Genomic DNA, 24,818 nt, shown 5'->3' with positions numbered 1-24,818 from the left:
CGATTACGGGGCGAGCAAAACCTCGACGTTCCGCTTCGCGTTCTTGTCCAAAAACCAGGTGAACGTCAACTGCAGCTTGCCTTCGTTCCTGCCTACGACCTCAAGGCCGTCCCAGTTCATAAAATCGAAGTCGTTCGGACCGACTCTCTGCAGCTCTTCCAGCATGGCGAGCTGTTCTTCCGTCGCGACCTTGTCGATCAGCCGCGTCGTCTCGTTCGTCTTCCGATCGATTGCCGTCAGCCATCCGGTCGTGTGCGGGCGGACGATCATATACTCTCCGTCGTACCATTCGACTTGAAACACCTCGTCTTCATAGCCGGTCAACGCCTTCAAGTCATGCGCGGCCACCGTCGCCCCGGCCGCGTCCACCTCGTACAGCGTCGCTCCGTCCATGAGCAACGCATGGCCGTCGGGCGGCGTCGAGACGTTGCGGATCGGATGGACGCCCCAATAATGCGTCTTCGTCTCCAACGTCATCTTGCCCGACGCAACGACGAAACGATATACGTCGTTGTTGATGCCCGGTTCGCCATAGTTGTCTATCGCCGCGACGACGTCCGTCGACGGCGACAACGTCTCGATCGACAGTTCGACGTAGCGCTGAAGCTCGAATTCGGTATCCGCGACAAGCGCGGCGGCCTGTCCGTTCTCGCTGGCGTACAGCTCGCCGGTCGTCCGATGAAGCCAGTAGCCTCGAGTCCCCTTCTCCGCGAACGAATACAAATTTTCGAACTGCAGCTCCACCCGGCGGTCGTCCGACTTCCACTGCACGTTCGCGCCGAGCGCTTCGCTGACGAAGCGAACCGGCACGAACACGACGCCGTTCACGTTTTTCGGCATGGCGGTAAGGGCGTACGGCTTGCCGTTGACCGTCGCCTGCCGGCTGCCGAGCGTCATCTCGATGCGAACCCCGGGGCGGTTGACCAAAATTTTCTTCCCTTCCGCGATCCATGTCGTTCGGCTGTTCAGCAGCGCACCGGTTTCTCGCAGCGGCAAATAGACGGCTCCGCCCTCGAGCAGCGGCTCATGCTTCAGCTCGGCCGTCCCCTGATTCAAGGTCACGCTTACGATCGACGCCAACGCCGCTTGCGCTTTTTGTCCCCCCGCCGATACGGCGGTCATCGCCATACACGCGGCCAACGCCGCGAAGGCGATCGTTTTCGTTAGGTTCGTTCTCATCTGCGCTTCCTTTCTCGCTTGATTCTCTCGTACTCCTTAGACGAGAGAACCATGTCGAAAGTTGCGAGAGTAGGAAGCGGCAATTCCTTCCTTACGCTTTGGCGAAATACACGATTTGACCGAACCGGACGTGATGCGGAACGCCGTTCACATCGATCTGCACATGATCGACGGCGACCCCGGCCAGCGTGCCGACAAGCGGTCCGCCGACCGTCTCCAGCCGAACCTTCTGATCCGCATGCATCAGCAGATGATCCATGAACACGGGTTCGGTCACTACCCAATACGTGGGTCGCAGCGCTTGCATCAGATGCGGCAGCTCGGGGGTATACATATACTTTCCGGGCGGCACCGCCGTCGCGGATGCCATCGGCATCGTCGGTCTCCCAGCTCCGTAATACACGACAATCACTTCCTTAGGCGAGATACCTATAGGTATGGGAAGTTCGCCCGTTCGGGCACGGCATTCGCCTACGCGGGTTACTTCAGCGCATCGAACGGCACGGGGAAGACGCAATACGCCTGTTTCCGGCCGGGCGGATGATGCTGTAACGCAAGGACACGGAAAAAGGCGCCCCGCGAATCGCCCGCGGAGCGCCTCTTCTTCCTCTTCGATTACACTTCGATGCCGTGCTTCTTCAGCAGGTCGTTCACGATGACGCTCACCATGAAGAGCCCCGCCACCGGCGGAACGAACGCGTTGCTCGCCGGCGGCTGCTGCGCCTTCCGGATTTCCGGCGCGTTCTCCGGCACGATGCGCTGCGTCACGTCCTCCCGCGGCTTCTTCGGCGTCTCCGTCGAGAAGACGACCTTCACGCCCTTCGTGACGCCCGCTTCCCGCAGCTTGCGGCGCACGACGCGCGCCAGCGGATCGGTGTGCGTCTTCGAGATGTCGACGACCTGGAACTTCGTCGGGTCCATCTTATTCGCCGCGCCCATGCTCGAGATGACGGGGATGCCGCGCGCCTTGCATTGAAGAATGAGATGCACCTTGTACATGATCGTATCGGAGGCGTCCAATACATAATCGAGCGGATACTCGAACAGCTTCTCGTACGTCTCCTCCGTATAGAACATGCGCAGGGCGATCGCGTCGCATTCCGGGTTGATCAGCTTGATGCGCTCTCGCATCAGCTCGGCTTTCGGCTGCCCGACGGTCGTCGTGAGCGCGTGGATCTGGCGGTTGATGTTCGTCACGTCGACGACGTCCTTATCGATCATAATAATCCGCCCGACGCCGGTGCGCGCGAGCGCCTCCGCCGCGATCGAGCCGACGCCGCCGATGCCGAGCACCGCCACGGTGCTGTTCTTCAGCGCCAGAATGCCTTCCGGCCCGACCGCCAACTCCGTGCGGGAAAATTGGTTCAACATTGCGCGGGGTCCCCCCTTATTGCTTCACCGGCTCCGGCTTCTGCTGCGGCGCTACGCGAATCGACAGCTGCTGCAGCTGCTTGTCGTCGACCTCGGACGGCGCGCCCGACAACAGGTCCGATGCGCTCGCCGTCTTCGGGAACGCGATCGTCTCGCGCAAATTCGTGCGCCCCGTTAACAGCATAACCAATCGGTCGAAGCCGAATGCCATGCCGCCGTGAGGCGGGGTGCCGTAATCGAACGCGTCGAGGAAGAAGCCGAACTTCTCGCGCGCTTCTTCCATCGTGAGACCGAGCGCCGAGAACATCTTCTCTTGCACGTCGCGCTTGTAAATCCGCATCGAGCCGCCGCCGACTTCGTAACCGTTCAGGACAAGATCGTACGCTTGCGCGCGGATCGCGCCCGGGTTCGTCTCGAACAGCGGCAGGTCTTCGTCGTGCGGACGCGTGAACGGATGATGCTCCGCCACCCAGCGCCCCGCTTCCTCGTCCCAGCCGAGCAGCGGGAAGTCGACGACCCATGCGAAGCGGAACTCGCTCTCGTTAATAAGGCCGAGGTCGCGGCCGAGCTTCAGGCGCAAATTGCCGAGCACGTCGTGCACGACCTTCGCCTTGTCGGCGCTGAACAGCAGCACGTCGCCCTCTTCGGCGCCGAGACGCTCGGTCAATGCCGCGATCTCCTCCGGGCTCAGGAACTTCACGATCGGCCCCTTCCATTCGCCGTCCTTCACGACGATGTACGCGAGCCCCTTGCCGCCGTAGCGAGCCGCGAACGGCGTCAAGTCGTCGAGCTCCTTGCGGCTCCACGTCGCGCAGCCCTTCGCGTTGATCGCCTTCACCATGCCGCCGCCCGCCACGACCGACGCGAACACCTTCACGCCGGACGACGACACGACGTCGGATACGTCGACGAGCTCGAGACCGAAGCGCAGGTCCGGCTTATCCGAGCCGTACTTGCCCATCGCCTCGGCGTACGGCAGACGTTGGAACGGCGTCGGCACGTCCACGCCGACCGTCTCTTTGAACAGCTTCGCGGTGAGCTCTTCCATGATCGTCAACAGCTGGTCCTGCGACAGGAACGACGTCTCGATGTCCACCTGCGTGAACTCCGGCTGCCGATCCGCCCGAAGGTCCTCGTCGCGGAAGCAGCGCGCGATTTGATAGTAGCGCTCCATGCCGCCGACCATCAGCAGCTGCTTGAAAATTTGCGGCGACTGCGGCAGCGCGAAAAACTCGCCCGGATGGACGCGGCTCGGCACCAAGTAATCGCGCGCGCCTTCCGGCGTGCTCTTCGTTAGGATCGGCGTCTCGACCTCGATGAACTCGTTCGCGTCCAGGAAGTCGCGGAACACCTTCGCCGCTTTCGAGCGGAGCATGAGCGTGCGCTGCATCTCCGGCCGGCGCAGGTCGAGGTAGCGGTACTTCAGCCGCACGGACTCGTCGACTTCGACGCCGTCTTCGATGAAGAACGGAGGCGTCTTCGCGCCGTTGAACACTTCGATCTCCGTCACTTGCACTTCGATCTCGCCCGTCGGCAAGTTCGGGTTCACCGTCGACGGATCCCGTTCGACGACCTTGCCCTTCACCGCAACGACGTATTCGTTCCGGCACTTGTCCGCCGTCTCGAGCGCTTGGCCCGAGAACGCCGGATTGAAGACGATCTGCATCAGCCCGCTCCGATCCCTCAAGTCGATGAACAAGACGCCCCCAAGGTCCCGGCGGCGCTGCACCCAACCGTTCAGCACGACCGTCTCGCCGACGTTCGCTTTCGTCAACGTTCCGCATTTAGAGTCACGCAACATCATGTGTACCTACCCCTTTGTCCTTTAGAAAATGATTACTTCAAGCTGTCGAACAAGCTCGTCAGCGCAACCGTCCGCTGCTCGCCCGTCGCGAGCGATTTCAATACGATCTCCTCGCGCTCCAACTCGTCGTCTCCGAGGATCGCCGCGTATTTCGCGGCCAGCCGATCCGCCGACTTCAGCTGCGCTTTCATCTTGCGGCCGCCGTAATCTTTCTCGGCGACGATGCCCCGCGCGCGCGCCTCGTTCAGCAGCGGCACGATCCGCGCCTCCGCCGCCTCGCCGAGCGCTACGAAGTACACGTCCGGCGCCACCGACGCCGGCAGCTCCACGCCCTGCTTCTCCAACACCAGAAGCACGCGTTCGAGGCCGAGTCCGAAGCCGACGCCGGTCTGCTCGGGTCCGCCGATGTCGGACACGAGCCCGTTATACCGGCCGCCTCCGCCGATCGTGTCGATCGATCCGATGCCAGCCGCCTTGAACTCGAACGCCGTATGCGTGTAGTAGTCCAAGCCGCGCACGAGCCGCGGATTGATCGCGTACGGGATAGCCATCGCGTCGAGATGCGACTTCACCTTCTCGAAGTGCGCGGCGCTGTCGTCGTCCAAGTTGTCGAGCAGCGAAGGCGCGCCTTCGAAGTGCGCTTGGTCCACCTTGCAATCGAGCACCCGCAGCGGATTTCGGTCCATGCGGGAACGGCAATCCTTGCACAGAACGTCCCGCTTCGGCTCGAGGAACGCGAGCAGCTTCTCTCGGAACGCCGCTCGCGTCTCCGGCGTGCCGACGGAGTTGATCTCGAGCGTGAAGCCCGTAAGGCCGATCTCGGTGTAGAACTGGCTGCCGAGCGCGATGACCTCCGCGTCCAGACTCGGATCGCTCGAGCCGAACGCCTCGATGCCGAATTGGTGGAACTGCCGGTACCGTCCGGCTTGCGGCTGCTCGTAGCGGAACATCGGTCCGATATAATACAGCTTCGTAATATCGGGATCCCCGTACAGCTTGTTTTCGACGTAGGCGCGAACGACGCCCGCCGTCCCTTCCGGCCGCAGCGTCATGCTGCGGTCGCCCTTGTCCATGAACGTGTACATCTCTTTCTCGACGACGTCCGTCGTCTCGCCGACGCCGCGCTGGAACAGTTCGGTCGACTCGAAGATCGGCGTCCGGATTTCCCGGTACACGAATCGGCGGCACACCTCACGCGCCTTCCCCTCGACGAACTGCCAGCGCTCGACCGCGCCCGGCAAAAAATCTTGCGTTCCTTTCGGTTTCTGAAACGACATCTCATTCGACCCTCATTTCTTCTTGGACAAATAAAAAAACTCCCGCCCCCGACAAATATCGCTGTCAGGGACGAGAGATTCATGACGGAATCGCCCGCGGTACCACCCACATTCCGAAGGCCGCGCCTTCGCTCTAACGATTAACGCTCGTTCCACGCATAGGGCTACTGAGTCCGCCGCGGTCGTCGCGCCGCCGTTCGCCGTATGTTCTCGAGGAGGTCTTTCGTCCGTTCGTCGCAAAGACGCTTGCAGCCTAAGGCGTCTCTCTCTGGGTGCGAGCGGGAATCGGACTACTTTATCCCGTCACCGAATCAACGTCGTGCAATTGAAACTTTTTCACAATTTTACTTACATCACGCCCGAATGTCAAGTTCGTCTCCGAAAAAACAAAGTACCTGCGGCGAGATCGCCGCAGGCAATAGTGAAAATATATGTCAAAAAAGGGGGTCGAGATCATTGTATGCGATCAACATTAAGCGGACATGAAAGCTACATTACAGGATGGTTACATTTTGGGAAACGTTTCCAAACCCTCCTCGTCAATTGACGCTCGAAGCCGCCACGCGGAAGCCGAGCGCCGTCGCCACGTCCCGGAACACCATGTACGATTCGCCGACCGTCAGGGCGTTCGCGTTCTTGATGCCGGAGATCGTCACGTCCTTCAATACTCCGCGCGCTTTCAGCGCGGCGAGCGCGCCGTTCGGCTGGAACTCGATCCCCATCGCCGTCGCGGCGATCAACGCCGCGTTCTCGAGCGTAAGCGGCGAAGCGCGAAGCTGCTTCTCCAGCGTCTGATCCGCCGGATACCATTGCGAAGGATGCGTCGGCATCTTGTCGCCGAAATAATCGCGCGAGCCGGCGTATAACAGCCCGTACTCGACCGGGTTCGCCTGTTCGTCGAGACGGAAGTCGTTGTCGTACTTCCCGGACACGAGCCCGAACGACAGCACCGTCTTGAGTCCCGAATACGTCCGGTGCTTCTCGTAAGATTGCAGCGGCAGCGTATACGGCTTCAGATCCATCCCTTGCGCGTTCAGACGGCTTTGCAGCGTCGCGATCGCCGTCTTATCCTTCGCCATCGCCCGGAACGTGATGCCGCGCTCCTTCGCGACCTTGACCGCCGCGCCCGCCGCCTCGCCGGTCGCCATCCCGACGGGGATCGTCCGCGCGCTGCCGTGCGGCAGCGTATCGAACGAAGCGGCGCGACCGACGACGAGCAGACCGTCCACTTTCTGCGGCACGATGCTCCGGAACGGCACCGCGTATTTGATCGGCTTGAACAAAATGTTGCCGCTGTCGCTCGCCGACGTCGGCTGCAGATCGATCGGGTACGACCCGAAGGCGATGCGGTCCCACTTGTCTTTGTTTTCGAGCAAGTCGATGATATTAAGCCGGTACTCGCCCAGCATATGCCGCGACTCCCGAATATACGGCTCGGGAGCGGTGCCGCCTAACGTCAGCTTCGACAGCTCCGGGAATCGGCTCTGCATGTACTTCACGACGAGCGGCAGCTCCCTCTTGCCCGCCTCGATGCCCGCCTGCACCGAAGCCGGATCGAGCGGGTCGACGTCGAACAGAAGAAGCGCGTTCACGAGCGCCGTATTGTCGTTCTGCCTCCCGATATTGAGGCCGCGCATCTTCACCTGCGGCTGGCTCGGCACGTATTGGTAAAACTCTAAATACCCCCATGCCGACATCGTCGTCGTGCCGTAGCCTTTCTTCCCGCGGAGCCGTTCGCGAATGCCGCTCCATACGGCCGGCGTTACGCCGTTCAGTCGGTAGACGAGCGTCACCGCCATCCGGGCGTCGGCTTGGCCGATGTCTTCCCGGCCGAACGTGAACGGCACGCCCGCGGCCGCGAACACGTCGCCGTCCTGCGTCGCGTCGATGACCGCGTTCGCGCGGACGAACAGCTCCGTCCCGTCCTTCGTGGTCAAATCCATGCCCACGACCGTCTTCGTCTGACCGAACGACTCCACGACCGGCTTCATCTCCCGAACCGGCATCAGAACGTCGATATTCGGTTCCGCGTCGACGAGCCGCTGGAACGCGTTCGCCGCCGTCTTCACGTCGAAGGAATCGCCCTCGACCATCTTGTACCACTCGCTGAAGATGCCTTTGTTTAAAATCGAACCGTCCGGCGAATACCGGTTCAGGTCGATCGTATTCAGCCAGCCGAGCGTCATCAGGCCGCCCAGCGTCGTGCGATTCCGCCCGTCCGTCAGAAGCACCGTCAACCCGTTGCGCGCCGCCGACAACGCGGCCGCGATCCCTTCCGGGTCCGTGCCCGCCACGATCACGTCGTACTCCGTCTTGACGCCCGCGAGCTGCGCGGGCACTTGCATCGGAACCGGCCCGACCGCTTGTCCGGAAAACCATTCCGCGTGCTGCGACAGCGTTCCCGCCGACGCGACGCCCGCTCCGCCGGCGAAGACGCCTCCGGCCGCGACGAACGCGGCCATCGCGGTTGCGGCCGCGTTCCGTAACCATGTTCGAATCATAGCTTCATACTCTCCTTGCCGTAAGCCCGCTGCAGCAGGTCCAGCTTCTTCTCGGTATACTCCCGGAACGCTTGGTTATAGTGGTACGGCTCCTTCGGATTCGGAAAGCGCTCGACCGAATCCCGTCCCTCCGTCTCGTCCGGATAGACGACCTTGCTCACGGCGCCGCAGCCGAGGCCGACGACCGTCTGCCGCTCCTCCATCATCAGGATGTTATAGAGGCTCTCTTTCCCTTGCAAGCTGTAACCGACGTTTTCCAAGTTTCCGAGAATATTTTTTTGCCGGTACAAATAGTACGGCGCATAGCCGTGCTTCGCCGTCCACTCGATCGCTTCCTCCATCATCGCGCGGATCTCGTCGCGTTCGGCGACCTCGTACTTGTCCCGGTTCTTCGTCATCTTAGACGCGCGTTTGAACGATAAAGTGTGCACCGTCAAAGACTCGGGCAGCAATTTTTCCGTTTCGTCGAGCGTATGGCGCAGCTCCTTCAGCCCTTCGTTCGGCAGCCCGATGATCAAATCCATATTGATGTTGTCGAGGCCCATCGAACGCGACAGCAGAAACTTCTCGACCGTCTCTTCGACCGTATGATGCCTGCCGATCGTATCCAGCGTCTGCTGCGTGAAGCTTTGCGGATTGATCGAAATCCGATCTACGTTCCACTTCCGCATCACCTGCAGCTTCTCCGGCGTAATCGTGTCCGGACGTCCCGCTTCGACCGTCAGCTCCCGCACGCGGTCCATGCCCGGGAACGATGCATGCAGCGTCTCGAACAACGCGTCCATCTGCTCCGCCTCGATGCTAGTCGGCGTGCCGCCGCCCCAGTAAATCGTCGTAATGCCGAGGCCGGCGGCTTTCAGCCAGCGCCCCGTCTCGCGGATCTCGTAATGCAGCCCTTCGAGGAACGCCTCCACCGAGCCGTTGTTGCCGCGGATGTCGTACGCCGGGAACGTGCAGTACGCGCACTTCGTCGGGCAGAACGGAATGCCGATATAGACGCTGACTTCCTTCTCGTTGATCGTATATAAGTCCGGAATCACCTTCAGCTGCCGGACGGCGACTTCCGACAACAAGGACGCCTTCTCCGTCGTCACGAAGTATTCATCCTGCAAAATGCGCTGCGCTTCCTCCGCCTCGTACTGCAGCAGCAAATTATGCATCAACTTCGTAGGCCGCACGCCCGTCAACGTCCCCCACGGCTGCGCGAGCCCTGTCGCCTGCTCCAATACCTTCACGAGCCCCGCGCCAAGCGCGCGCTTAAGAGACCTTCTCGGGTCGTCGCCCGTCCGGCTCGACAGCGTCCGCTCGTAGCTCCCGTCCCAGCTTTGTCCGCCTGTTGAGGGAGACACCGTCGCTTCCGCGGATACGCGGATGCGATCGTTCGCATCGTCCGTCTCGAGCCCGATGCGTATCGTCAAGTCCGGTTCGCCGTCCTCGAACGTTCGGTCCTCGAACCGTACGTCCGCTTCGTCGTAAAACAATTTGCACAAATGAAATAAATCCATATCGAAATCGGCGAAGCCGACGCGTTCGATGCGAATTCTCACGTTCCATGCCTCCTAATGCGCGTTGCGTGTCACGTGGATAAGGATACCATAGTCTTACGATTTATGTACACGTTGGTTCCCGCTTCGTCCGCCTCCGGGCCGAAACCCAGGCTCCGCCGCGAACTCCGCCGTCAGGTCCGCCGACGTCGGCGCCCCCCCTTTCGGCTCGACGCCGTCCTGCCCCCGTTCCGGGTCTCCCGCATGCAGCGCTTGCTGCCGAATCGTCATACGCATTTGCTTTTCCCGCTCCCCTCCGTCACTAGGTCCTCCTTCCAGTTTCCCCACTCCCGGAGAGGATTAGTCCCGTCCCGCATCCCGCGTCCCAAATCCCGGCTCTTGTTCGGCCGTCCCCAGCTGCGCGTTTTCCCGACTCTTATTTCGATCTCGCCTGTCTCCGCTGACTCTCCCATCTTCCTGTTCTGCCGTTCCTGGCTCCGCTGCCCCTTTCCCCCTACATCGACATTCTCATAACCGCCTTCCCTTTCCATCAGCAGTTTCCATTTACTGGTCCGTGACAAGGTCCAGTCTCTTCTCCTGTCCCTTTCACACCTGATTTCCCTTACTCAGAAAAAAGATTTTGATTTCCGTTGTAATGCGAACGTATGTTTGCTAAACTTAAAAAAGGAGGGATGCTTGAGTGAATACAGACCTGCATGCATACTTTTTTCAGCGAAGGTGGCCGAACGGTTTCGAGTGTCCGAATTGCGGATTTGGTATGTTTTACACCATATGGACGAGACGTTTGCCTTTGTACCAGTGCGGTCTATGTAAGCATCAGACGACCGTGACCGCGGGTACGGTCATGCATCGCAGTCGCACTTCCCTCGAGAAGTGGGCCTCCGCGATGGATCTGCTTGCCTCCGAAGCCGGAGTCAACGCGGTCGAACTGGCCGCCTTCATCGGCGTCGCCCATTCGACCGCCTGGGCCATCCTGCGGAAACTGCGAGCCGCGATCGCGGAGATCGAAGCCTCTAAGCTTCTGCGCGGCTTCGTTCAAGCGGCCGTGTGTTGGCTCGCTCCCGGATATTTGTTCCTGTCCACCTCCCATAAGCGATACCGCAAGGAGAGGATCGTACTGATCGGCAGCTCCGTCGACGATGGCGGCCTGCCGCATGCCTTAAAGCTGACGCTAATCGACGACGAACTCCTCGAGCCCGGCACCAAAGAGTTGGCGAGAGAAGGAATCCCGGCCGCATTCGGCAGTATCGCCGTTCCTTTTGCGGATACCGCCCTGCTGATCGGCAAGCGGCTCGTCCAAAGCGCCCTTCCGACTCGATTCAAAGAAGCTGAACGCTGGCTGCTTCGTAAGTTCCACGGAATCGGAACGAAATACTTACAAAGCTATCTACACGAATACTGCTTCCGTTGGAATATGGCCGCTAGGGGAGGATGTCCAAGGATCGAGTGGGCACGCCTTTTCTTTCGTACGCCAGCAGTAGTCTAATCGAATGACGATTTTCGATGCTACGATCTTGGCAGCGCTATCCTTGAGCGAAAGAAGGTGTACGGAAGTACTTCTGAGTCAAGGAAATCAAGTGTGAAAGAGTTGCAGGTGGAGATGCCTGCTCCTTCGGTAGCTCCACGTGCGACTGTGGCGGGAAGCGTGGAACCGGACGAGAGCGGAGACCCGAGCAGAGATGAAACAGGACCGGTGCGAAGATCGAATCAGGGATGAAGGCGGAACCGGGCGGTGACCTGATCTGAGATGAGGTAGAAACCGTGAGAAAACCGGGCTTGCATGTAGTAGAACGGAGCAGAGTCGTAGCGTTGACCGGATCCGTAAAAGCGAATGGTTTGGGCTGTAGGGCTTCTGACTTAAGCGAATCAGGTATGAAAGGGGAATCATCAAAAAGACGCCTCCCCCAACGAATCGGAGTAGACGTCTAAAAACCGCTAAGCTTTGCTGTCGAGCCATAAGGTCACAGGGCCCCAATTGACGAGCGACACTTCCATCATTTCGCCGAAGCGGCCGGTCTCGACGGCGAGCCCTCTCTCCCGCAGCAGAGCGTTATAGCGCTCATATAGCGCGAGCGCGGCGTCGGGCCGGGCTGCGGCCATGAAATTCGGTCGCCGCCCCTTGCGGGCATCGCCGTACAGCGTGAACTGCGAAACGGAAAGCACGGAACCGCCGACCTCCGCGATCGACAAGTTCATCTTGCCATCTTCGTCCTCGAAGATGCGGAGTCCCGCCGTCTTCTCCGCCAAATAGACGGCATCCGCCTCGGTGTCATCGTGGGTGACGCCGAGCAGAACGACGAGACCGCCGTCGATCGCGCCGACCGTCTCTCCGCCGACGCGGACGCTGGCGGCTTTGCTTCTTTGTAACAATGCGCGCATAGTTCGTTTCTCCTACTGCATGATGCGCTGTACGGAATAGACATCGCGTACGCGCTTGATTTTCTCGACGACCGACTGAAGATGCTCCGTATTCCGGATCAGTATCGTCATATGGATCATCGCTACTTTGTTTTTGTCCGAACGGCCGGAAACCGCGGACATGTTCGTCTTGCTCTCGGAGACGGCCTGCAGCACTTCGTTCAACAGCCCTCGGCGATCGTGGCCCGTGATCTCGATATCGACGCTGTAATTCGCTTCCGCCGCGGCGATCCACTCGACCTCGATGACCCGATTCGCATCGTCCCCGTTCTCGTCCGAGACGACTACGTTCGGACAGTCGCTCCGATGGACCGACACGCCGCGTCCGCGCGTGATATAACCGATGATATCGTCTCCCGGCACCGGATTGCAGCAGCGGGCGAAGCGGACGAGCAGGTTGTCGACGCCCTTGACGCGGACGCCTTGCGTCGATCGCGGACGCTTATGCGCCGCCGACGCCGGCTTCAGCTCGCGCACTTCGTTCGTCAGCTGCAGCTGCGCCGCTTCCTCGTTCTCCTTGCGCTGCTTCTCCGTAAGCCGCGTGACGATCTGAGCGGCGGTAATGCCGCTGAACCCGATCGCCGACAGCATGTCTTCGACGTCGTTGAAGTTAAACTTCTTCGCCGCTTCCAGAAGCTTTTCTTCGGACAAGACGTCCTGCGGATCGAAGCCGAGCCGCTTGACTTCGCGCTCGATCGCTTCGCGGCCCTTTTCGACGTTTTCCTCCCGCTTCTCCTTCTTGAACCATTGCTTGATCTTGCTTCGGGCGTGAGACGACTGCGCGATTTTCAGCCAATCCTGGCTTGGCCCGTAAGAGTGCTTGGAGGTCAAAATTTCGACGATATCGCCGGTATGAAGCTTGTGGTCGAGCGGCACGATGCGGCCGTTCACCTTCGAACCGATCGTCCGATTGCCGATTTCGGTATGAATGCGATACGCGAAATCGAGCGGCACGGAGCCGGAAGGCAGCTCGATGACTTCGCCCTTCGGCGTAAAGACGTATACGAGGTCGGTGAAGAAGTCCATCCGAAGGGATTCCATGAACTCTGCGGCGTCTTTCGCTTCTTGTTGCAGCTCGAGAATTTCCCGGAAGAACGTCATTTTTTCCTCGAAAGTGCCGATATTCGCCGCCTGCGAGGTACCGTCCTTGCTCTCCTTGTACGCCCAGTGGGCGGCGATCCCGAACTCGGACGTGCGATGCATCTCGAGCGTTCGAATCTGTACCTCGGTCGGCTCGCCCTTCGGTCCGATGACCGTCGTATGGAGCGACTGGTACATATTCGGTTTCGGCATCGCGATATAATCCTTGAACCGACCCGGCATCGGCTTCCACAGCGTATGAATGATGCCCAGCGTCGCGTAGCAGTCCTTCACGTTCTCTACGATGATGCGTATCGCGAGCAAGTCGTAAATTTCGTTAAACTGCTTGTTGCGGCTGACCATTTTCTTATAAATGCTATAAATGTGCTTCGGTCGACCGCTAATATCCGCATCGATGCCCATCTCGGTCAGTTTCTCCCGGATTTTGTCCATGACCTCTTCGATGTGGCGTTCGCGCTCGGCTCTCTTCTTCTGCATCAGATTGACGATGCGGTAGTATTGCTGCGGGTTCAGGTAGCGAAGGGAGATGTCCTCCATCTCCCAGCGAATGGCGGCCATCCCGAGTCGGTGGGCGATCGGACAAAAAATTTCAAGCGTCTCTTCGGATATCCGGCGCTGCGCCTCTTCCGATTGATGCTTCAGCGTTCGCATATTATGCAGGCGGTCGGCAAGCTTAATAAGAATGACCCGAATGTCCTGGGCCATGGCGACGAACATCTTGCGGTAATTTTCGTTCTGCTGCTCTTCCTTCGATTTGAAGCGGATCTTCTCCAGTTTGGTAAGTCCGTCGACAAGCTCCGCGCAGGTTTTGCCGAATCTCGCCTCGAGATCCTGCGTCGTGACGTTGGTGTCTTCCACGACGTCGTGAAGCAAACCCACGATGACCGTGGTCGCGTCCATCTGCATGTTCACCAAGATGTCGGCTACCGCCAGCGGATGAAGGATATATGGTTCCCCGGATTTACGGGTCTGGCCTTGATGCGCGGCTTCCGCGTAATCGTACGCTTCCCGGATCCGCGTCAGGTCGGCTTCTTTGATGTATGAAGATGCCTTCTCGAGCAGCTGCTCGATCCCCGTGGGCTGCCGTTCTTCCATAGACGCTTTAAACCCCTAAAATCATGAATTTTGCTTATCATTATCCCCTTGTTCCGGGGTTCCGTCAAGGTAACGAGGCGTTTCTGAAAATTGACCGCTGACAAGCGAGGGAAGTTTTGCTAGGATAACCGTTAGGTCGAATCGTTCGGAAATTCGTCGAAACGTGTCGCCCTACATTCGAAAAGGAGACGATATCGCTCATGTCCGCCGAATCGCGCACGCTTGGAGTCAACGAAAAACCATCTCTTCTCGCCGGCCTTCCGCTTTCCCTCCAGCATCTGTTCGCCATGTTCGGGTCGACCGTTCTGGTGCCCGTGCTGTTTAACGTGGATCCGGCCACGATCTTGTTGATGAACGGGATCGGCACGCTGTTTTACCTTATTCTGTGCAAGGGCAAAATTCCCGCATACCTAGGCTCGAGCTTCGCCTTCTTGTCTCCGGTGTTCGTCGTCATGGGCCTATCCGGCGGCAGCTACGCGAAGGCGTTAGGCGGCTTCATCGTGGTGGGCGCGATCTTCACGATCGTGGCGCTGCTCGTCTCCGCGGCCGGGACGAAGTGGATCGACGTCGTCTTCCCGCCCGCCGCCATGGGCGCGATCGTCGCTATCATCGGCCTGGAGTTGGCTCCGGTAGCCGCCGGAATGGCCGGCTGGATCCCGTCCGAAGCCGCGCCTTTCGATCCGAAGGCCGTTACGGTTTCGATCGTCACGCTGCTCGTCGCTCTCATCGGTTCGGTCGCGTTCCGCGGCTTCTTGAAGATTATCCCGATTCTTATTAGCATCGTCGTCGGTTATGCGCTGTCCGCTCTGCTCGGTATCGTCACCTTCGAGAAGGTCGCCGAAGCCGACTGGCTGCGCCTCCCGACGTTCACCGCGCCGGAGTGGGACGCCGCCAGCATCGCGATCATCGCGCCGGCCGCGCTCGTCGTCATCGCCGAGCATATCGGCCACTTGATCGTTACCGGCAACATCGTCGGCAAGGATCTTACGAAGGAGCCCGGCCTCGGACGCTCGCTGCTCGGGAACGGCGTCTCGACGCTCGTCTCCGGCTTCGTCGGGTCCACGCCGAACACGACCTACGGCGAAAATATCGGCGTCTTGGCGCTGACTCGCGTCTACTCCGTCTGGGTCATCGGCGGCGCGGCGGTCATCGCGGTCGCGCTGTCGTTCGTCGGCAAGCTCGCCGCGTTGATCATGACCATCCCGGACCCGGTCATGGGCGGCGTCTCCGTGCTGCTCTTCGGCGTCATCGCCGCTTCGGGCATCCGAATGCTGGTCGAAGCGAAGGTCGATTATTCGAAGGCGTCGAACATGATCTTGTCCGCCGTCGTGCTTATTATCGGCATTAGCGGCGCTACGTTCTCCGTCGGCAACTTCTCGCTCAAGGGTATGGCGCTGGCGACCGTCGCGGCGATTGTGCTCAGCCTGTTCTTCAAGCTCCTTGAGGTGCTAAAGCTTCGAAGCGAATAAAATCGGGATGGAATGGAAAAAGGGCAGTCTCGGAAGGATTCGTTCCTTCGAGACTGCCCTTTTCTGTCCGGTTTAATACGTAATCAACGATACGACGTCGATGCCGTTCATCTTCTGCCGTCCGGTCAAATACGACAGCTCGATGAGGAACGCCGCGCCGACGACGTCGCCGCCCAGCTTCTGCACGAGATTGATGCACGTGGCGATCGTACCGCCGGTCGCGAGCAGGTCGTCCGCGATCAGTACTTTCTGGCCGGGACGAATCGCGTCTTTATGAACCGCCAAGCTGTCCTTGCCGTATTCCAGATCGTAACTCGCTTCGATCGTCTCGTACGGCAGCTTGCCGGATTTGCGAATCGGCACGAAGCCGACGCCGAGAGCGTACGCGAGCGGCGCGCCGACCACGAAGCCGCGCGCCTCCGGCCCGCAAATGACGTCGATTTGCTTGTCCTTCACGAGCTGACGGATCTGATCGATCGCCTCGCGATAGACGTTCCCGTCCCCTAGCAGCGTCGTAATGTCCTTGAAGCGAATGCCCGGTTGCGGCCAATCCTCGATGACTCGAATATGATCTTTGAAATTTACGCTCATCCTACTGCCTCCGTCTTTCTGAGTTCAATGTCGTCGCGACGGAAGGGCGCTTGCGCGAGCAGACGTGCTTGCAGCGTTTCCGTCGTCATTCTCTTCCATTCCTGTCTCGCGGTTTCGGCTCGCAGCGCCATCGCGAAGGACGCCGATTCCGATAAATCCCGTTTCGCCGGGGAGCGCGCGATCCGAACCGTGCCCGGAGCGCCGCCTTCCTCGACGAAGCCCAGCTCTCGGAAGACGCGGATCGCGAGCCGCGCCGCTTCGAGGCCGAGGCCGACCCGTCTCGCGACCGCTCCGATCCAATCTTCTTCGGGAGATTCGCCGAGCTCCCTCATACAGACGTACGCGCGCTTCATCGTCTCCCGATCGATGGTCGGCGCGCCGTCCAAAGCTAAGGCGTACGTGCGGCAAAGCGAAACATCCTGTTTTAGTATAAGATGAAACCTCTCGAATGGGAAAGGGCAATTTACGAACCATAGATCCGTCGCCCCTTCGAAAGGCGCATCGAACGCGTTGACGTTAACCGGAACGACAACCCTGTCCCCTTCCGTCGTCAACCGATAGACCGGGACGGTCTTCCACCAAGCGGCGAGGGCGGCCGGCGGTTCGTCATAAGGCCCTAGCAAGAACGCAGGGCGCCAATCGTCCGATCGCGCCGCTTCCCAACGCTCGCGGAATGCGGAAGCGGTCGCAGCGGAGCGCCAATCGAACAGCTGGATATGCGGTACGGCGACGTCCTTCACGATGATTTGCGGCGTCTTGCGGCCGTTCCATTCGTTCACGGACAGCTCCCCGACCAGCGACAGCCGGGATCCGAGCGCCACGCGGCGTACGGTCTCCCCGATGCCGAAGCCGACCGCTTCGATTTTGTTCCCGCTTCCCTCGAGTCGAAACTTCGCATGTCGCTTGTCTTTGCCGATGACGGTCGCTTCCCCGACGATTGCCTGGGAAATCGAAAACTTCGGCGCGGGATGCCCCATGCCGTATGGAGCCAGCTTCTCCAGCTCCTGAATCGCGTCGATCGTAATGTCGGACAAGTCGAGTTCCGCGTCGACGAGCGTTACCGGCGTCTTCAGCTCCTCCGTTAATCGAGAGGAAGCCTCGTTTCGGAACGCCTCGACGAAGGCGTCCAGGTTGTCGCCCCGGATCGAAAGTCCGGCGGCGGAAGCATGTCCGCCGAAGTGCAAAAACAGCGACTCGCAAGTTTTCAGCGCGTCGTACAGATGGAAGCCAGGGATCGCTCGAGCGGAACCCTTGCCGACGCCCGATTCGGCGTCCATGGCGATGACGACCGTCGGCCGGTAATACGCCTCCACAAGCCTGGAAGCGACGATGCCGATAATGCCCGGATTCCACCGGTCCGAAGCGACGACGATGCCGTCCCCGGGTCCGCCGTCGCGCTCTACGAGCTCGATCGCTTCCGCGGCCGCTTCCTCCACCATGCGCTGCCGCTCCCGGTTCAGAGCGTCCATCCGACGCGCGATCGCATCCGCTTCGACCGGATCGTCGGCGATGAGCAGCTTCACCGCTTCGTCGGCGTCGGCGAGCCGGCCCGCGGCGTTGATCCGAGGCGCCAAGCCGAACCCGATCGTGTTCGAAGACACTTCCTGGCGTTCGACGCCCGCCACGCGGAACAGTGCCGCGAAGCCGATCGGCGGCTCGTTCCGCAGCTGCCGGAGCCCCAGCTTCACGATCGAACGGTTTTCTCCGACAAGCGGCATCACGTCCGCGATCGTACCGAGCGCCGCCCAAGCGGCGAGCTCTTCCGGCACGCGGCCGAGCAACGCGTGCGCGAGCTTGAACGCGACGCCGACCCCGGCGAGCCCCTTGAACGGATAAGCGCAGTCTTCGCGCTTCGGGTTTACGACGGCCAGCGCGTCCGGCAGCGTCTCCGGCGGCTCGTGATGATCGGTAACGATCAGATCGAGGCCGAGACGCCGGGCCGCGGCGGCTTGCTCCACGGCGGTAATGCCGGTGTCCACCGTGACGACGAGCTTGACGCCGTCGCGACTGGCTTCCTCCAAATAATGCGTATGTAATCCGTATCCGTCGCGTAGGCGATGCGGAACGCGATAATCGAATTCCGCCTCCAGCATCCGAAAGAGACGAACGAGCAGCGACGTACTGCTGACGCCATCGGCGTCGTAATCGCCGTAAATCAGAATCTTATCTCGGTCTCGAATCGCGCGTCGAATGCGCTCGGCAGCTTCCGACATGCCCGCGAGCAGCGACGGGTCGTGAAACGTAAATTCGTCGGAAAGAAAAAATGCCGCCTCCTCCGCCGTGTGGCCTCTAGCGGCCAACAAGGCGGCAAGCAGCGGACGAATGCCGAATCGCTCCGATAATTCTCGAACGTACGCGGGGTCGGGCGAACCGACCGACCAACGCGTCTTCGGTGAGAGCATAGTCGCTCCTCCTTGCAATTGTCTATCGATTAATGCAGCAGCGACGGATAATCGTCCTGCGCGGCGTCCCCGTCGATCTTATAAGGGAACCCCGGGTCGTACGGATTTACGTGTACGAACACGTCGGATACGTGGCTGAACTTGTTCATCAGCTCGTGTTTGACCGCTTTCGCGATATCGTGACCCTCGAGCACCGTAATTCTCGGGTTTACGCTGATTTTCGCGTCTACGATAACGTAGTGGCCATGTTCGCGCGCGCGAAGCTCGTCGACCGTGATGACGCCTTTCACGTTTTGTGCGGCGGTCACGAGCTCTTCCGCATCCTCCGCGTGCAAGACGTGATCCAGCGTGTTGTGAATCGATTCCATGATCAGCTTGTAGCCCATGCGAAGCACGAGCGCCGCGACCAACAATCCGGCGACCGGATCGGCGTAGGCGAGCCAGCCGATGCCGTACATGCCTCCGAGCACCGCGCCGGCGACGCCGATCAGCGCCGCGCCCGACGCCATGACGTCGCTGCGGTGATCCCAGGCGGTTGCGATGAGCGCTTGGGAATTCAACTGCTTCCCGAGCCGGAATTTATACCGGAATAAAATTTCTTTCACGACGATCGCGACGGCCAACGCCCAGATGGCGTATGATTCCGGTATCGGAATCGGACCCTCGCTGAAGAAGATCGTCACAACGGCCGTTCTCGCTACCTCGAAACCGACGAGCAAGAGCAATACCGACACGATGATCGCCGCAATCGATTCCGCCTTGCCGTGCCCGTACGGGTGGTCCTTATCCGGCGGGCGCTTCGCGGCGCGAAGTCCGATCAGCACGGCGAACGAACCGGCAACGTCGGAAGCGGAGTTGGCGGCGTCGGCGATCAACGCTTGACTGCCGGATAGGAACCCGACGACGCCTTTCATGACGGCTAACGCCAAATTTCCGAAGATGCCGAGCCAAGCGGCGAATTCCGCCTTGGCGAAACGTTGCTGCGTCATTTCGACCTCCCGAGGCTCCCTTTTTTCAATACGTACCAAATCGGCGACGCGATCCCTATGGAAGAATATGCGCCGGCCACGAGTCCGATGATGATCGCGAGCGAAAACAGGCGGATCGACTCGCTGCCGAAGATGAACAACGCGACGGCGGCGACGAGCACCGTCACGACGGTATTGATCGATCGGGTGAACGTCTGCCAGATACTGTTATTGACGACGAGCGCGAGGTCGCCGTCCGACTTCAGCTTCGCGAAGCGGAGGTTCTCTCGGATTCGGTCGAAAATGACGATCGTATCGTTAATCGAATACCCGATAATCGTCAAGACCGCGACGATGAACGTGAGATTCACTTCCAACCGGAAAATGGCGAAGATCGTGATTACGATGAACGCGTCGTGGAGAAGCGCGACGATGCCGGCGATGGCGAATCGCCATTCGAACCGGATGCTCACGTACAAGATGATGCCGACGCTCGCGACCAGCACCGCGATGATCGCGTGCCGCAGCTGCTCGCGCGCGAGCTCCGGATCGACGGAATTCACTTCTCGCGACACTTGATCGCCGAATTGGGCTTTGAACAGGCCTTCGACTTTCTCCACTTCTTGCTGCGTCAGCGTCTCCGGGAAGCGGATCGTCACGCGGTCCCCGTCTCCGCCGATCGTCGGATGCACGCCTTCGAAGCCGGCTTCGGCGACGATGCGTTCCGCCTGCTCGGCCGTAATCGGCTTGCCGACCTCGACGTCCATGTTCGTGCCCGCCCGGAAATCGACGCCGTAATTAAGCCCTGCGGCAGCGAGCATGACGATGCCGATGACGGTCAACGCGATCGAAAAAATAAAAAATTTCTTTCGATGCTTGATGAAGTCCAGATGGATCTTATAACGCACTGATTTCGTCCTCCTTCACGCCGAAATATTTCGGATGTTCGACCGCTCTGCTCCGCACGAGGAGGCTAAGCAGCAAGCGCGAGAAGAAGACGTTCGTTATGATACTCGCCACGATGCTCGCGATGAGGATGACGCCGAAGCCCTTCACCGAGCTCGAGCCGAGGAACAGGATGACCGCTGCGGCGATGATCGTCGTCAGGTTCGCGTCCATAATCGTTCGGAAGCTGTTCTTCGAGCCGGCTCGAAGCGCCGACGAAACCTTCTTGCCGCTTCGGATTTCGTCCTTGATCCGCTCGTACGTAATGATGTTCGCGTCGACCGCCATCCCGATGCCGAGCACGAACGCCGCGATGCCCGGGAGCGTCAAGGTTACGCCCATTAAGCGGAAAGCCAGCAGCAGCAGCCACGTGAACGCAAGGATCGAAATCGACGCGAGCAGTCCCGGAATGCGATATACGACTACCATGAACAATAGGATGACGATCAAGCCGACGACGCCGGCAAGCAACGTCTGTTCCAGCGATTGCTGTCCGAGCGTCGCGCCGACGCTCTGCGTGTACTTTTCCGTCAACTTCAAAGGAAGCGCGCCTAAATTAATGACGTCGGCGATCTCCTTGGCTTCGTTAAACGTATAACGGCCTGTAATCGAGGCTTGCCCATTGGCGATCACGCTTTGCACGATCGGCGCGGAAAGCTCCTTCTCGTCCAGATAGATCGCCAGAGGTTGTCCCAGCAGCTTCTCCGTCACTTGGCGAAACTTCTCGGCGTTCTTGACTTGAAGTTGAATGTATGGCTGCCCGGCTTGGTCGAATTGCACCGAAGCGCCGCCTTGAACGAAGTCGCTGCCGAGCATCTCCTTCGTGCCGTCCGGTCCGCGGAACGTCAATTCGGCCGGCTTGTTCAGAATTTCCCGAACTTCCGCCTCGTTCGTCACGCCCGCGATCTTGACGCGAATGCGGTCCGTGCCCTCGGGCGTAATCTCCGGCTCGGTCGTGCCGAGCTTATTCACTCGCTCCTCCAGGCTGCGCGCCGTCTCGCGAAGCGAGTCCTGCGTCACTTCCGTCCCTTCTTCCAACGGCGAAGCGACATACAAAATCTCGAACCCGCCCTTCAAATCGAGCCCCAGCTTGATGCTCTGCGCGATCGGCAGGCTCGTCCCCGCGACGACGCCGAGCGTAACGAGCACGATCAGGATAAATGCCGTAAGTCGTTTCTTATCCATGGCAGCCTATCTTGCTCCCTTCCCTGTGTCCAATAGTCTCATTATACCCACCGTCAAAAAGCGAGTCAAAAAACCCTTACACGACAAAAGGCGCAGCCGAAGCCGCGCCTCCGGGCCCGGGCCGCGCTACGGCCGGGGCTCTCTCTCCGCTTGTTTCCACACGCTGAGCGTCATCCAGTTCATCAGCCCCGTCGCCCGAAGCGACATAATGTCGTTCACGAGCCGATGCAGCGGCGGCAATTCCTTGTATTTGGAGCTGACGCAATCCCATACGTCCTTGCCGGTGACGCTCTCGTAGCCGAGCATGTGGAACTCGTCCGCCTTGCTGTTGCAAATCTCCTCGATCATTGCGTTCAGGGCTTCCTCGCTCATCGGCTCAACGCCGGTCTCGTCGTCCCGCTCCCATTCGGTCATGCGCCAACGTCCCTCCGTAGAATCGAATATCCTTATCATAGCACAAATCGAAACGTCGTGGGCGGGTCGTCCATATTCGGACGCATGTCGGAGGGACACGCCTCATAACCTTGTAAGGAACGCTTGTATAAGCGGCAGCTTTTCTATCGGGAAAGGGCGCGTGTTTCCATGACCAAGCAATCCTTCATTCGCGGCACGATGATCTTGCTCGCCGCCGGACTCCTCAACCGAATTCTCGGCTTCGTTCCCCGCATTACGCTGCCGCGCGTCGTCGGCGCGGAGGGCGTCGGTCTGTACCAGCTCGGCTATCCGTTGCTCGTCGTTCTGCTGACGGTCATCACCGGCGGCATTCCGCTCGCCGTCGCCAAGCTCGTCGCCGCGGCGGAATCGGAAGGCAACGAGCGCAAAGCCAAAGACGTGCTCCGCCTGTCGCTCGTCTTCGCCGTATCGCTCGCCGTCGTGTTTACGGGCGCGCTCCTGCTCGGCGCCCAGTGGCTGTCGCAGGAGCTGCTGAACGACGAGCGCGTGTACTACACCCTTCTCGCCATGAGCCCGATGCTGCTCGTCGTCGGCGTATCGGCCGTGTTCCGCGGCTACTTCCAAGGCCGGCAAAACATGGTGCCGACGGCCCTCTCGCAAACCGCGGAGACGGTCGCGCGCATCGTCGCGATGCTCGTCTTCGCTTACGCATTGCTGCCTTACGGGGTCGCGATGGCCGCGGCGGGGGCGATGTTCGGCGTCACCGTGGGGGAAGTGTGCGGACTCGCCGTCATCGTATACCAATATTTCCGCACTCGCTCCGCTTACAAAGCATTCCACACCGCTGCGATCGGCGTCTCCGGCGCGCCGAGAAGGCTGGCCGCGTCCTTCAAAGAGATGCTGCGCATCGCCATCCCGGTGACGGGCAGCCGCATGGTCGGGTCGGCCTCGTATTTCCTCGAATCCGTCATGACGGTCAAGGCGCTCGCGATCGCCGGTGTGGCCGTCGCGGCCGCGACGACGCAATACGGCTCGCTGCAGGGCATGGTCATCCCGGTGCTGCTGCTCCCCGGCGTGCTGACGTATTCCTTATCGGTGTCGCTCGTCCCGACGCTCGCCGAAGCGGCCGCGCGCGGCGACACGAGGCTGATTCACAAGCGGCTGCATCAAAGCTTGCGTCTCGCGCTCGTGAGCGGCGCGCCGTTCGCCGTGCTTATGTATGTATTAGCCGAGCCGATCTGCTTCTTCCTGTACAACGACGCCGAAGTCGGCGGCATGCTCAAACTCATGGCGCCGGTCGCCGTCTTCTTATATTTTCAAGGACCGCTGCAGGCGACGCTGCAGGCGTTGGACCGGCCGGGCACCGCGCTGCTCAATACGTTCTACGGCGCGGCGATCAAGCTGACGCTGATCTACCTTCTCGCGACCCGGCCGGAATTCGGCATCTACGGCGTGCTCGCCGCCATCAACGTGAACATCGCGCTCGTTACGATCTTGCATTGGAACAGCGTCGTGCGGCTGGTGAAATATTATTTTCCGCTGGGGGACGTGTTGAAGACGGCCGTCGCGGCGGGAGCGTCCGGCTGGGCCGCGCATGCGATCTTCCTCGGGGAATGGCACCCGTCTCCGCTGCTTCGATTTCTGTCCGCCGGGGTCGGCGCCGTCGCTCTGTACCTCGTCTTCGTCGTGCTGCTGAAGCTCGTCGACAAGGACGACGTCGGACGGCTTCCGTTCCCTCGCCGAAAGTAACCTTTATTTCTTATCGATAAACCAACGGCCGCGATGATCGATCGTGCAGAGGAACACGTCCTTGGCGTCCTTGACGCCGCGCGACTCCAGCTCGCGTTTGAGCCAAAACCGGGTTTGTCCGATTTTTTCGAGCCCTTCCTTCTGGACTTTCCCGTCCATGATGAGCGGAACCGGCGGCCCGACGAACCGGAAGTCCGGCGGCGCCTTCCCGTCCTTTTCGTCGGACGTTTTCCTCATATCGTATTCGTCCTTCGTCATCAACGTGAGCCGCCCGGTCGGCTCGAGCACCGCGAATTCGACGTCGGCGACGTTCATCACGTTCTTCTCGCGCAGCTGCAGCATCAAGTCGTCAAGACTGTAGCGCTGCTTCTTCATTTCTTCTCGGTCGAGCTTGCCGTTCGAGATGAGCGGGCTCGCCTTCCCCTCGAAGAGGAGACGCAGCCGCCGGCTCTTGAGCGTGGCGAAGGCGATGGCGATCTGCAGCAGCGCGAGCAGCAGCATCGGGCCGATGCCCTCCCAGAGCGGGCGCTCGGGACTTTCGACGACGATGACGGCGAGCTCGGTGATCATGATCGAGATGACCAAGTCGAAGACGGACAGCTTCCCGATTTCTCGCTTCCCCATCATTCGGATCGCAAGGTAGATGACGAAATAGATCAACACCGTCCGAGAAAAGATCGTGACCGCCTCCATGCGTCTCCCTCCTTGAAATCTCTGCTGCGGCGAAGCGTGCATTGGGTATTGTCACCGCCGTCGCGAGGGCGCATGCAATCGCGAGCGACGTAAGTTTTGGAAGCTTGGTCTATTTCGGGCGGCTTGGCCATATGGTGTATTAGGGTGTATTCGACGCAAGACGGAACTCGAA

At 60.1% G+C, this 24,818-nt stretch carries 20 protein-coding genes and 1 pseudogene; 4 read left to right on the top strand and 17 right to left on the bottom strand.

Annotated features, from left to right (window positions below; all coding sequences use genetic code 11):
* Window positions 1–3 precede the first annotated feature (3 nt).
* The 8 genes from RIN49_RS12055 to RIN49_RS12020 form a co-directional block, all read right to left on the bottom strand.
* Entirely contained in the window at window positions 4–1,179 is a 1,176-nt protein-coding gene (locus RIN49_RS12055) for a copper amine oxidase N-terminal domain-containing protein (RefSeq protein WP_309120418.1), read from the bottom strand.
* A 91-nt stretch (window positions 1,180–1,270) separates the two neighbouring features.
* Window positions 1,271–1,582 (bottom strand): DUF2642 domain-containing protein, encoded by a 312-nt coding sequence (locus RIN49_RS12050; RefSeq protein WP_309120417.1) that lies wholly within the window; start codon window positions 1,580–1,582, stop codon window positions 1,271–1,273.
* Between the two features lie 212 nt (window positions 1,583–1,794).
* A complete protein-coding gene (locus RIN49_RS12045; RefSeq protein ID WP_309120416.1) occupies window positions 1,795–2,550 on the bottom strand; it encodes a tRNA threonylcarbamoyladenosine dehydratase in 756 nt (251 codons plus the stop codon).
* 16 nt (window positions 2,551–2,566) lie between these two features.
* Window positions 2,567–4,354 (bottom strand): aspartate--tRNA ligase, encoded by a 1,788-nt coding sequence (gene aspS, locus RIN49_RS12040; RefSeq protein WP_309120415.1) that lies wholly within the window; start codon window positions 4,352–4,354, stop codon window positions 2,567–2,569.
* A 32-nt stretch (window positions 4,355–4,386) separates the two neighbouring features.
* The gene (gene hisS / locus RIN49_RS12035; protein WP_309120414.1) at window positions 4,387–5,631 is read right to left on the bottom strand and encodes a histidine--tRNA ligase; all 1,245 of its coding nucleotides are present in this window, start codon (window positions 5,629–5,631) and stop codon (window positions 4,387–4,389) included.
* A gap of 539 nt (window positions 5,632–6,170) precedes the next feature.
* On the bottom strand, window positions 6,171–8,132 hold the full coding sequence (locus RIN49_RS12030) for an FAD-dependent oxidoreductase (protein ID WP_309120413.1): 1,962 nt from the start codon (window positions 8,130–8,132) through the stop codon (window positions 6,171–6,173).
* The gene (locus RIN49_RS12025; protein ID WP_309120412.1) at window positions 8,129–9,679 is read right to left on the bottom strand and encodes a coproporphyrinogen III oxidase; all 1,551 of its coding nucleotides are present in this window, start codon (window positions 9,677–9,679) and stop codon (window positions 8,129–8,131) included. The genes RIN49_RS12030 and RIN49_RS12025 overlap by 4 nt, the downstream gene beginning before the upstream one ends.
* A gap of 54 nt (window positions 9,680–9,733) precedes the next feature.
* Window positions 9,734–9,913, bottom strand: coding sequence for a hypothetical protein (locus RIN49_RS12020; RefSeq protein ID WP_309120411.1), 180 nt, complete (start codon window positions 9,911–9,913; stop codon window positions 9,734–9,736).
* A gap of 403 nt (window positions 9,914–10,316) precedes the next feature.
* Here RIN49_RS12020 and RIN49_RS28790 point away from each other — a divergent pair.
* Together RIN49_RS28790 and RIN49_RS12015 are read left to right on the top strand one after the other, a co-directional pair.
* Window positions 10,317–10,445, top strand: a pseudogene (locus RIN49_RS28790) (transposase); the annotation flags it as partial.
* Between the two features lie 36 nt (window positions 10,446–10,481).
* Complete coding sequence (locus RIN49_RS12015) at window positions 10,482–11,123, top strand: hypothetical protein (protein WP_309120410.1); 642 nt, start codon at window positions 10,482–10,484, stop codon at window positions 11,121–11,123.
* 449 nt (window positions 11,124–11,572) lie between these two features.
* On the opposite strand, the gene dtd is transcribed toward RIN49_RS12015, so the two are convergent.
* Both dtd and RIN49_RS12005 read right to left on the bottom strand, forming a co-directional pair.
* On the bottom strand, window positions 11,573–12,016 hold the full coding sequence (gene dtd, locus RIN49_RS12010) for a D-aminoacyl-tRNA deacylase (RefSeq protein ID WP_309120409.1): 444 nt from the start codon (window positions 12,014–12,016) through the stop codon (window positions 11,573–11,575).
* 12 nt (window positions 12,017–12,028) lie between these two features.
* Window positions 12,029–14,251, bottom strand: a complete 2,223-nt coding sequence (locus RIN49_RS12005) for a RelA/SpoT family protein (RefSeq protein ID WP_309120408.1) — start codon at window positions 14,249–14,251, stop codon at window positions 12,029–12,031.
* Window positions 14,252–14,451: 200 nt separating this feature from the next.
* Here RIN49_RS12005 and uraA point away from each other — a divergent pair, with 200 nt between their 5' ends.
* Complete coding sequence (uraA, locus tag RIN49_RS12000; protein ID WP_309120407.1) at window positions 14,452–15,720, top strand: uracil permease; 1,269 nt, start codon at window positions 14,452–14,454, stop codon at window positions 15,718–15,720.
* A 72-nt stretch (window positions 15,721–15,792) separates the two neighbouring features.
* Here uraA and RIN49_RS11995 read toward each other — a convergent pair whose 3' ends face one another.
* The 6 genes from RIN49_RS11995 to RIN49_RS11970 form a co-directional block, all read right to left on the bottom strand.
* Window positions 15,793–16,311 carry an adenine phosphoribosyltransferase gene (locus RIN49_RS11995; protein WP_309120406.1) on the bottom strand — a complete coding sequence of 173 codons (519 nt, stop codon included), beginning with the start codon at window positions 16,309–16,311 and terminating at the stop codon, window positions 15,793–15,795.
* A complete protein-coding gene (gene recJ, locus RIN49_RS11990; RefSeq protein ID WP_309120405.1) occupies window positions 16,308–18,713 on the bottom strand; it encodes a single-stranded-DNA-specific exonuclease RecJ in 2,406 nt (801 codons plus the stop codon). Before recJ ends, RIN49_RS11995 begins: the two co-directional genes overlap by 4 nt.
* Before the next feature lie 29 nt (window positions 18,714–18,742).
* Complete coding sequence (locus RIN49_RS11985) at window positions 18,743–19,702, bottom strand: cation diffusion facilitator family transporter (RefSeq protein WP_309120404.1); 960 nt, start codon at window positions 19,700–19,702, stop codon at window positions 18,743–18,745.
* On the bottom strand, window positions 19,699–20,589 hold the full coding sequence (gene secF / locus RIN49_RS11980) for a protein translocase subunit SecF (protein WP_309120403.1): 891 nt from the start codon (window positions 20,587–20,589) through the stop codon (window positions 19,699–19,701). Before secF ends, RIN49_RS11985 begins: the two co-directional genes overlap by 4 nt.
* Complete coding sequence (gene secD / locus RIN49_RS11975) at window positions 20,579–21,811, bottom strand: protein translocase subunit SecD (RefSeq protein ID WP_309120402.1); 1,233 nt, start codon at window positions 21,809–21,811, stop codon at window positions 20,579–20,581. Before secD ends, secF begins: the two co-directional genes overlap by 11 nt.
* Window positions 21,812–21,937: 126 nt before the next feature.
* On the bottom strand, window positions 21,938–22,225 hold the full coding sequence (locus tag RIN49_RS11970; RefSeq protein WP_238392346.1) for a post-transcriptional regulator: 288 nt from the start codon (window positions 22,223–22,225) through the stop codon (window positions 21,938–21,940).
* Window positions 22,226–22,393: 168 nt separating this feature from the next.
* On the opposite strand from RIN49_RS11970, the gene spoVB reads away from it, so the two are divergent.
* Window positions 22,394–23,953, top strand: a complete 1,560-nt coding sequence (gene spoVB / locus RIN49_RS11965) for a stage V sporulation protein B (protein WP_309120401.1) — start codon at window positions 22,394–22,396, stop codon at window positions 23,951–23,953.
* Between the two features lie 3 nt (window positions 23,954–23,956).
* Here the strand turns inward: spoVB and RIN49_RS11960 are convergent, their stop codons facing one another.
* Window positions 23,957–24,646 carry a DUF421 domain-containing protein gene (locus RIN49_RS11960; protein ID WP_309120400.1) on the bottom strand — a complete coding sequence of 230 codons (690 nt, stop codon included), beginning with the start codon at window positions 24,644–24,646 and terminating at the stop codon, window positions 23,957–23,959.
* Window positions 24,647–24,818 lie beyond the last annotated feature (172 nt).

Source organism: Paenibacillus sp. (assembly GCF_031177825.1).
Classification (GTDB): domain Bacteria; phylum Bacillota; class Bacilli; order Paenibacillales; family YIM-B00363; genus Paenibacillus_AE.
The sequence above is the reverse complement of the archived record's forward strand: the minus strand, read 5'-3'. Positions and strand labels throughout refer to the sequence as shown.

Bases quoted from the DNA above. Each gene is read 5' to 3' on its own strand.
- RIN49_RS12055 (WP_309120418.1), bottom strand. From the start codon at position 1,179: ATGAGAACGAACCTAACGAAAACGATCGCCTTCGCGGCGTTGGCCGCG.
- RIN49_RS12045 (WP_309120416.1), bottom strand. From the start codon at position 2,550: ATGTTGAACCAATTTTCCCGCACGGAGTTGGCGGTCGGGCCGGAAGGC.
- aspS (WP_309120415.1), bottom strand. From the start codon at position 4,354: ATGATGTTGCGTGACTCTAAATGCGGAACGTTGACGAAAGCGAACGTC.
- hisS (WP_309120414.1), bottom strand. From the start codon at position 5,631: ATGTCGTTTCAGAAACCGAAAGGAACGCAAGATTTTTTGCCGGGCGCG.
- RIN49_RS12030 (WP_309120413.1), bottom strand. From the start codon at position 8,132: ATGATTCGAACATGGTTACGGAACGCGGCCGCAACCGCGATGGCCGCG.
- RIN49_RS12020 (WP_309120411.1), bottom strand. From the start codon at position 9,913: ATGCGTATGACGATTCGGCAGCAAGCGCTGCATGCGGGAGACCCGGAA.
- RIN49_RS12015 (WP_309120410.1), top strand. From the start codon at position 10,482: ATGCATCGCAGTCGCACTTCCCTCGAGAAGTGGGCCTCCGCGATGGAT.
- dtd (WP_309120409.1), bottom strand. From the start codon at position 12,016: ATGCGCGCATTGTTACAAAGAAGCAAAGCCGCCAGCGTCCGCGTCGGC.
- RIN49_RS12005 (WP_309120408.1), bottom strand. From the start codon at position 14,251: ATGGAAGAACGGCAGCCCACGGGGATCGAGCAGCTGCTCGAGAAGGCA.
- uraA (WP_309120407.1), top strand. From the start codon at position 14,452: ATGTCCGCCGAATCGCGCACGCTTGGAGTCAACGAAAAACCATCTCTT.
- RIN49_RS11995 (WP_309120406.1), bottom strand. From the start codon at position 16,311: ATGAGCGTAAATTTCAAAGATCATATTCGAGTCATCGAGGATTGGCCG.
- recJ (WP_309120405.1), bottom strand. From the start codon at position 18,713: ATGCTCTCACCGAAGACGCGTTGGTCGGTCGGTTCGCCCGACCCCGCG.
- RIN49_RS11985 (WP_309120404.1), bottom strand. From the start codon at position 19,702: ATGACGCAGCAACGTTTCGCCAAGGCGGAATTCGCCGCTTGGCTCGGC.
- secD (WP_309120402.1), bottom strand. From the start codon at position 21,811: ATGGATAAGAAACGACTTACGGCATTTATCCTGATCGTGCTCGTTACG.
- RIN49_RS11970 (WP_238392346.1), bottom strand. From the start codon at position 22,225: ATGACCGAATGGGAGCGGGACGACGAGACCGGCGTTGAGCCGATGAGC.
- spoVB (WP_309120401.1), top strand. From the start codon at position 22,394: ATGACCAAGCAATCCTTCATTCGCGGCACGATGATCTTGCTCGCCGCC.
- RIN49_RS11960 (WP_309120400.1), bottom strand. From the start codon at position 24,646: ATGGAGGCGGTCACGATCTTTTCTCGGACGGTGTTGATCTATTTCGTC.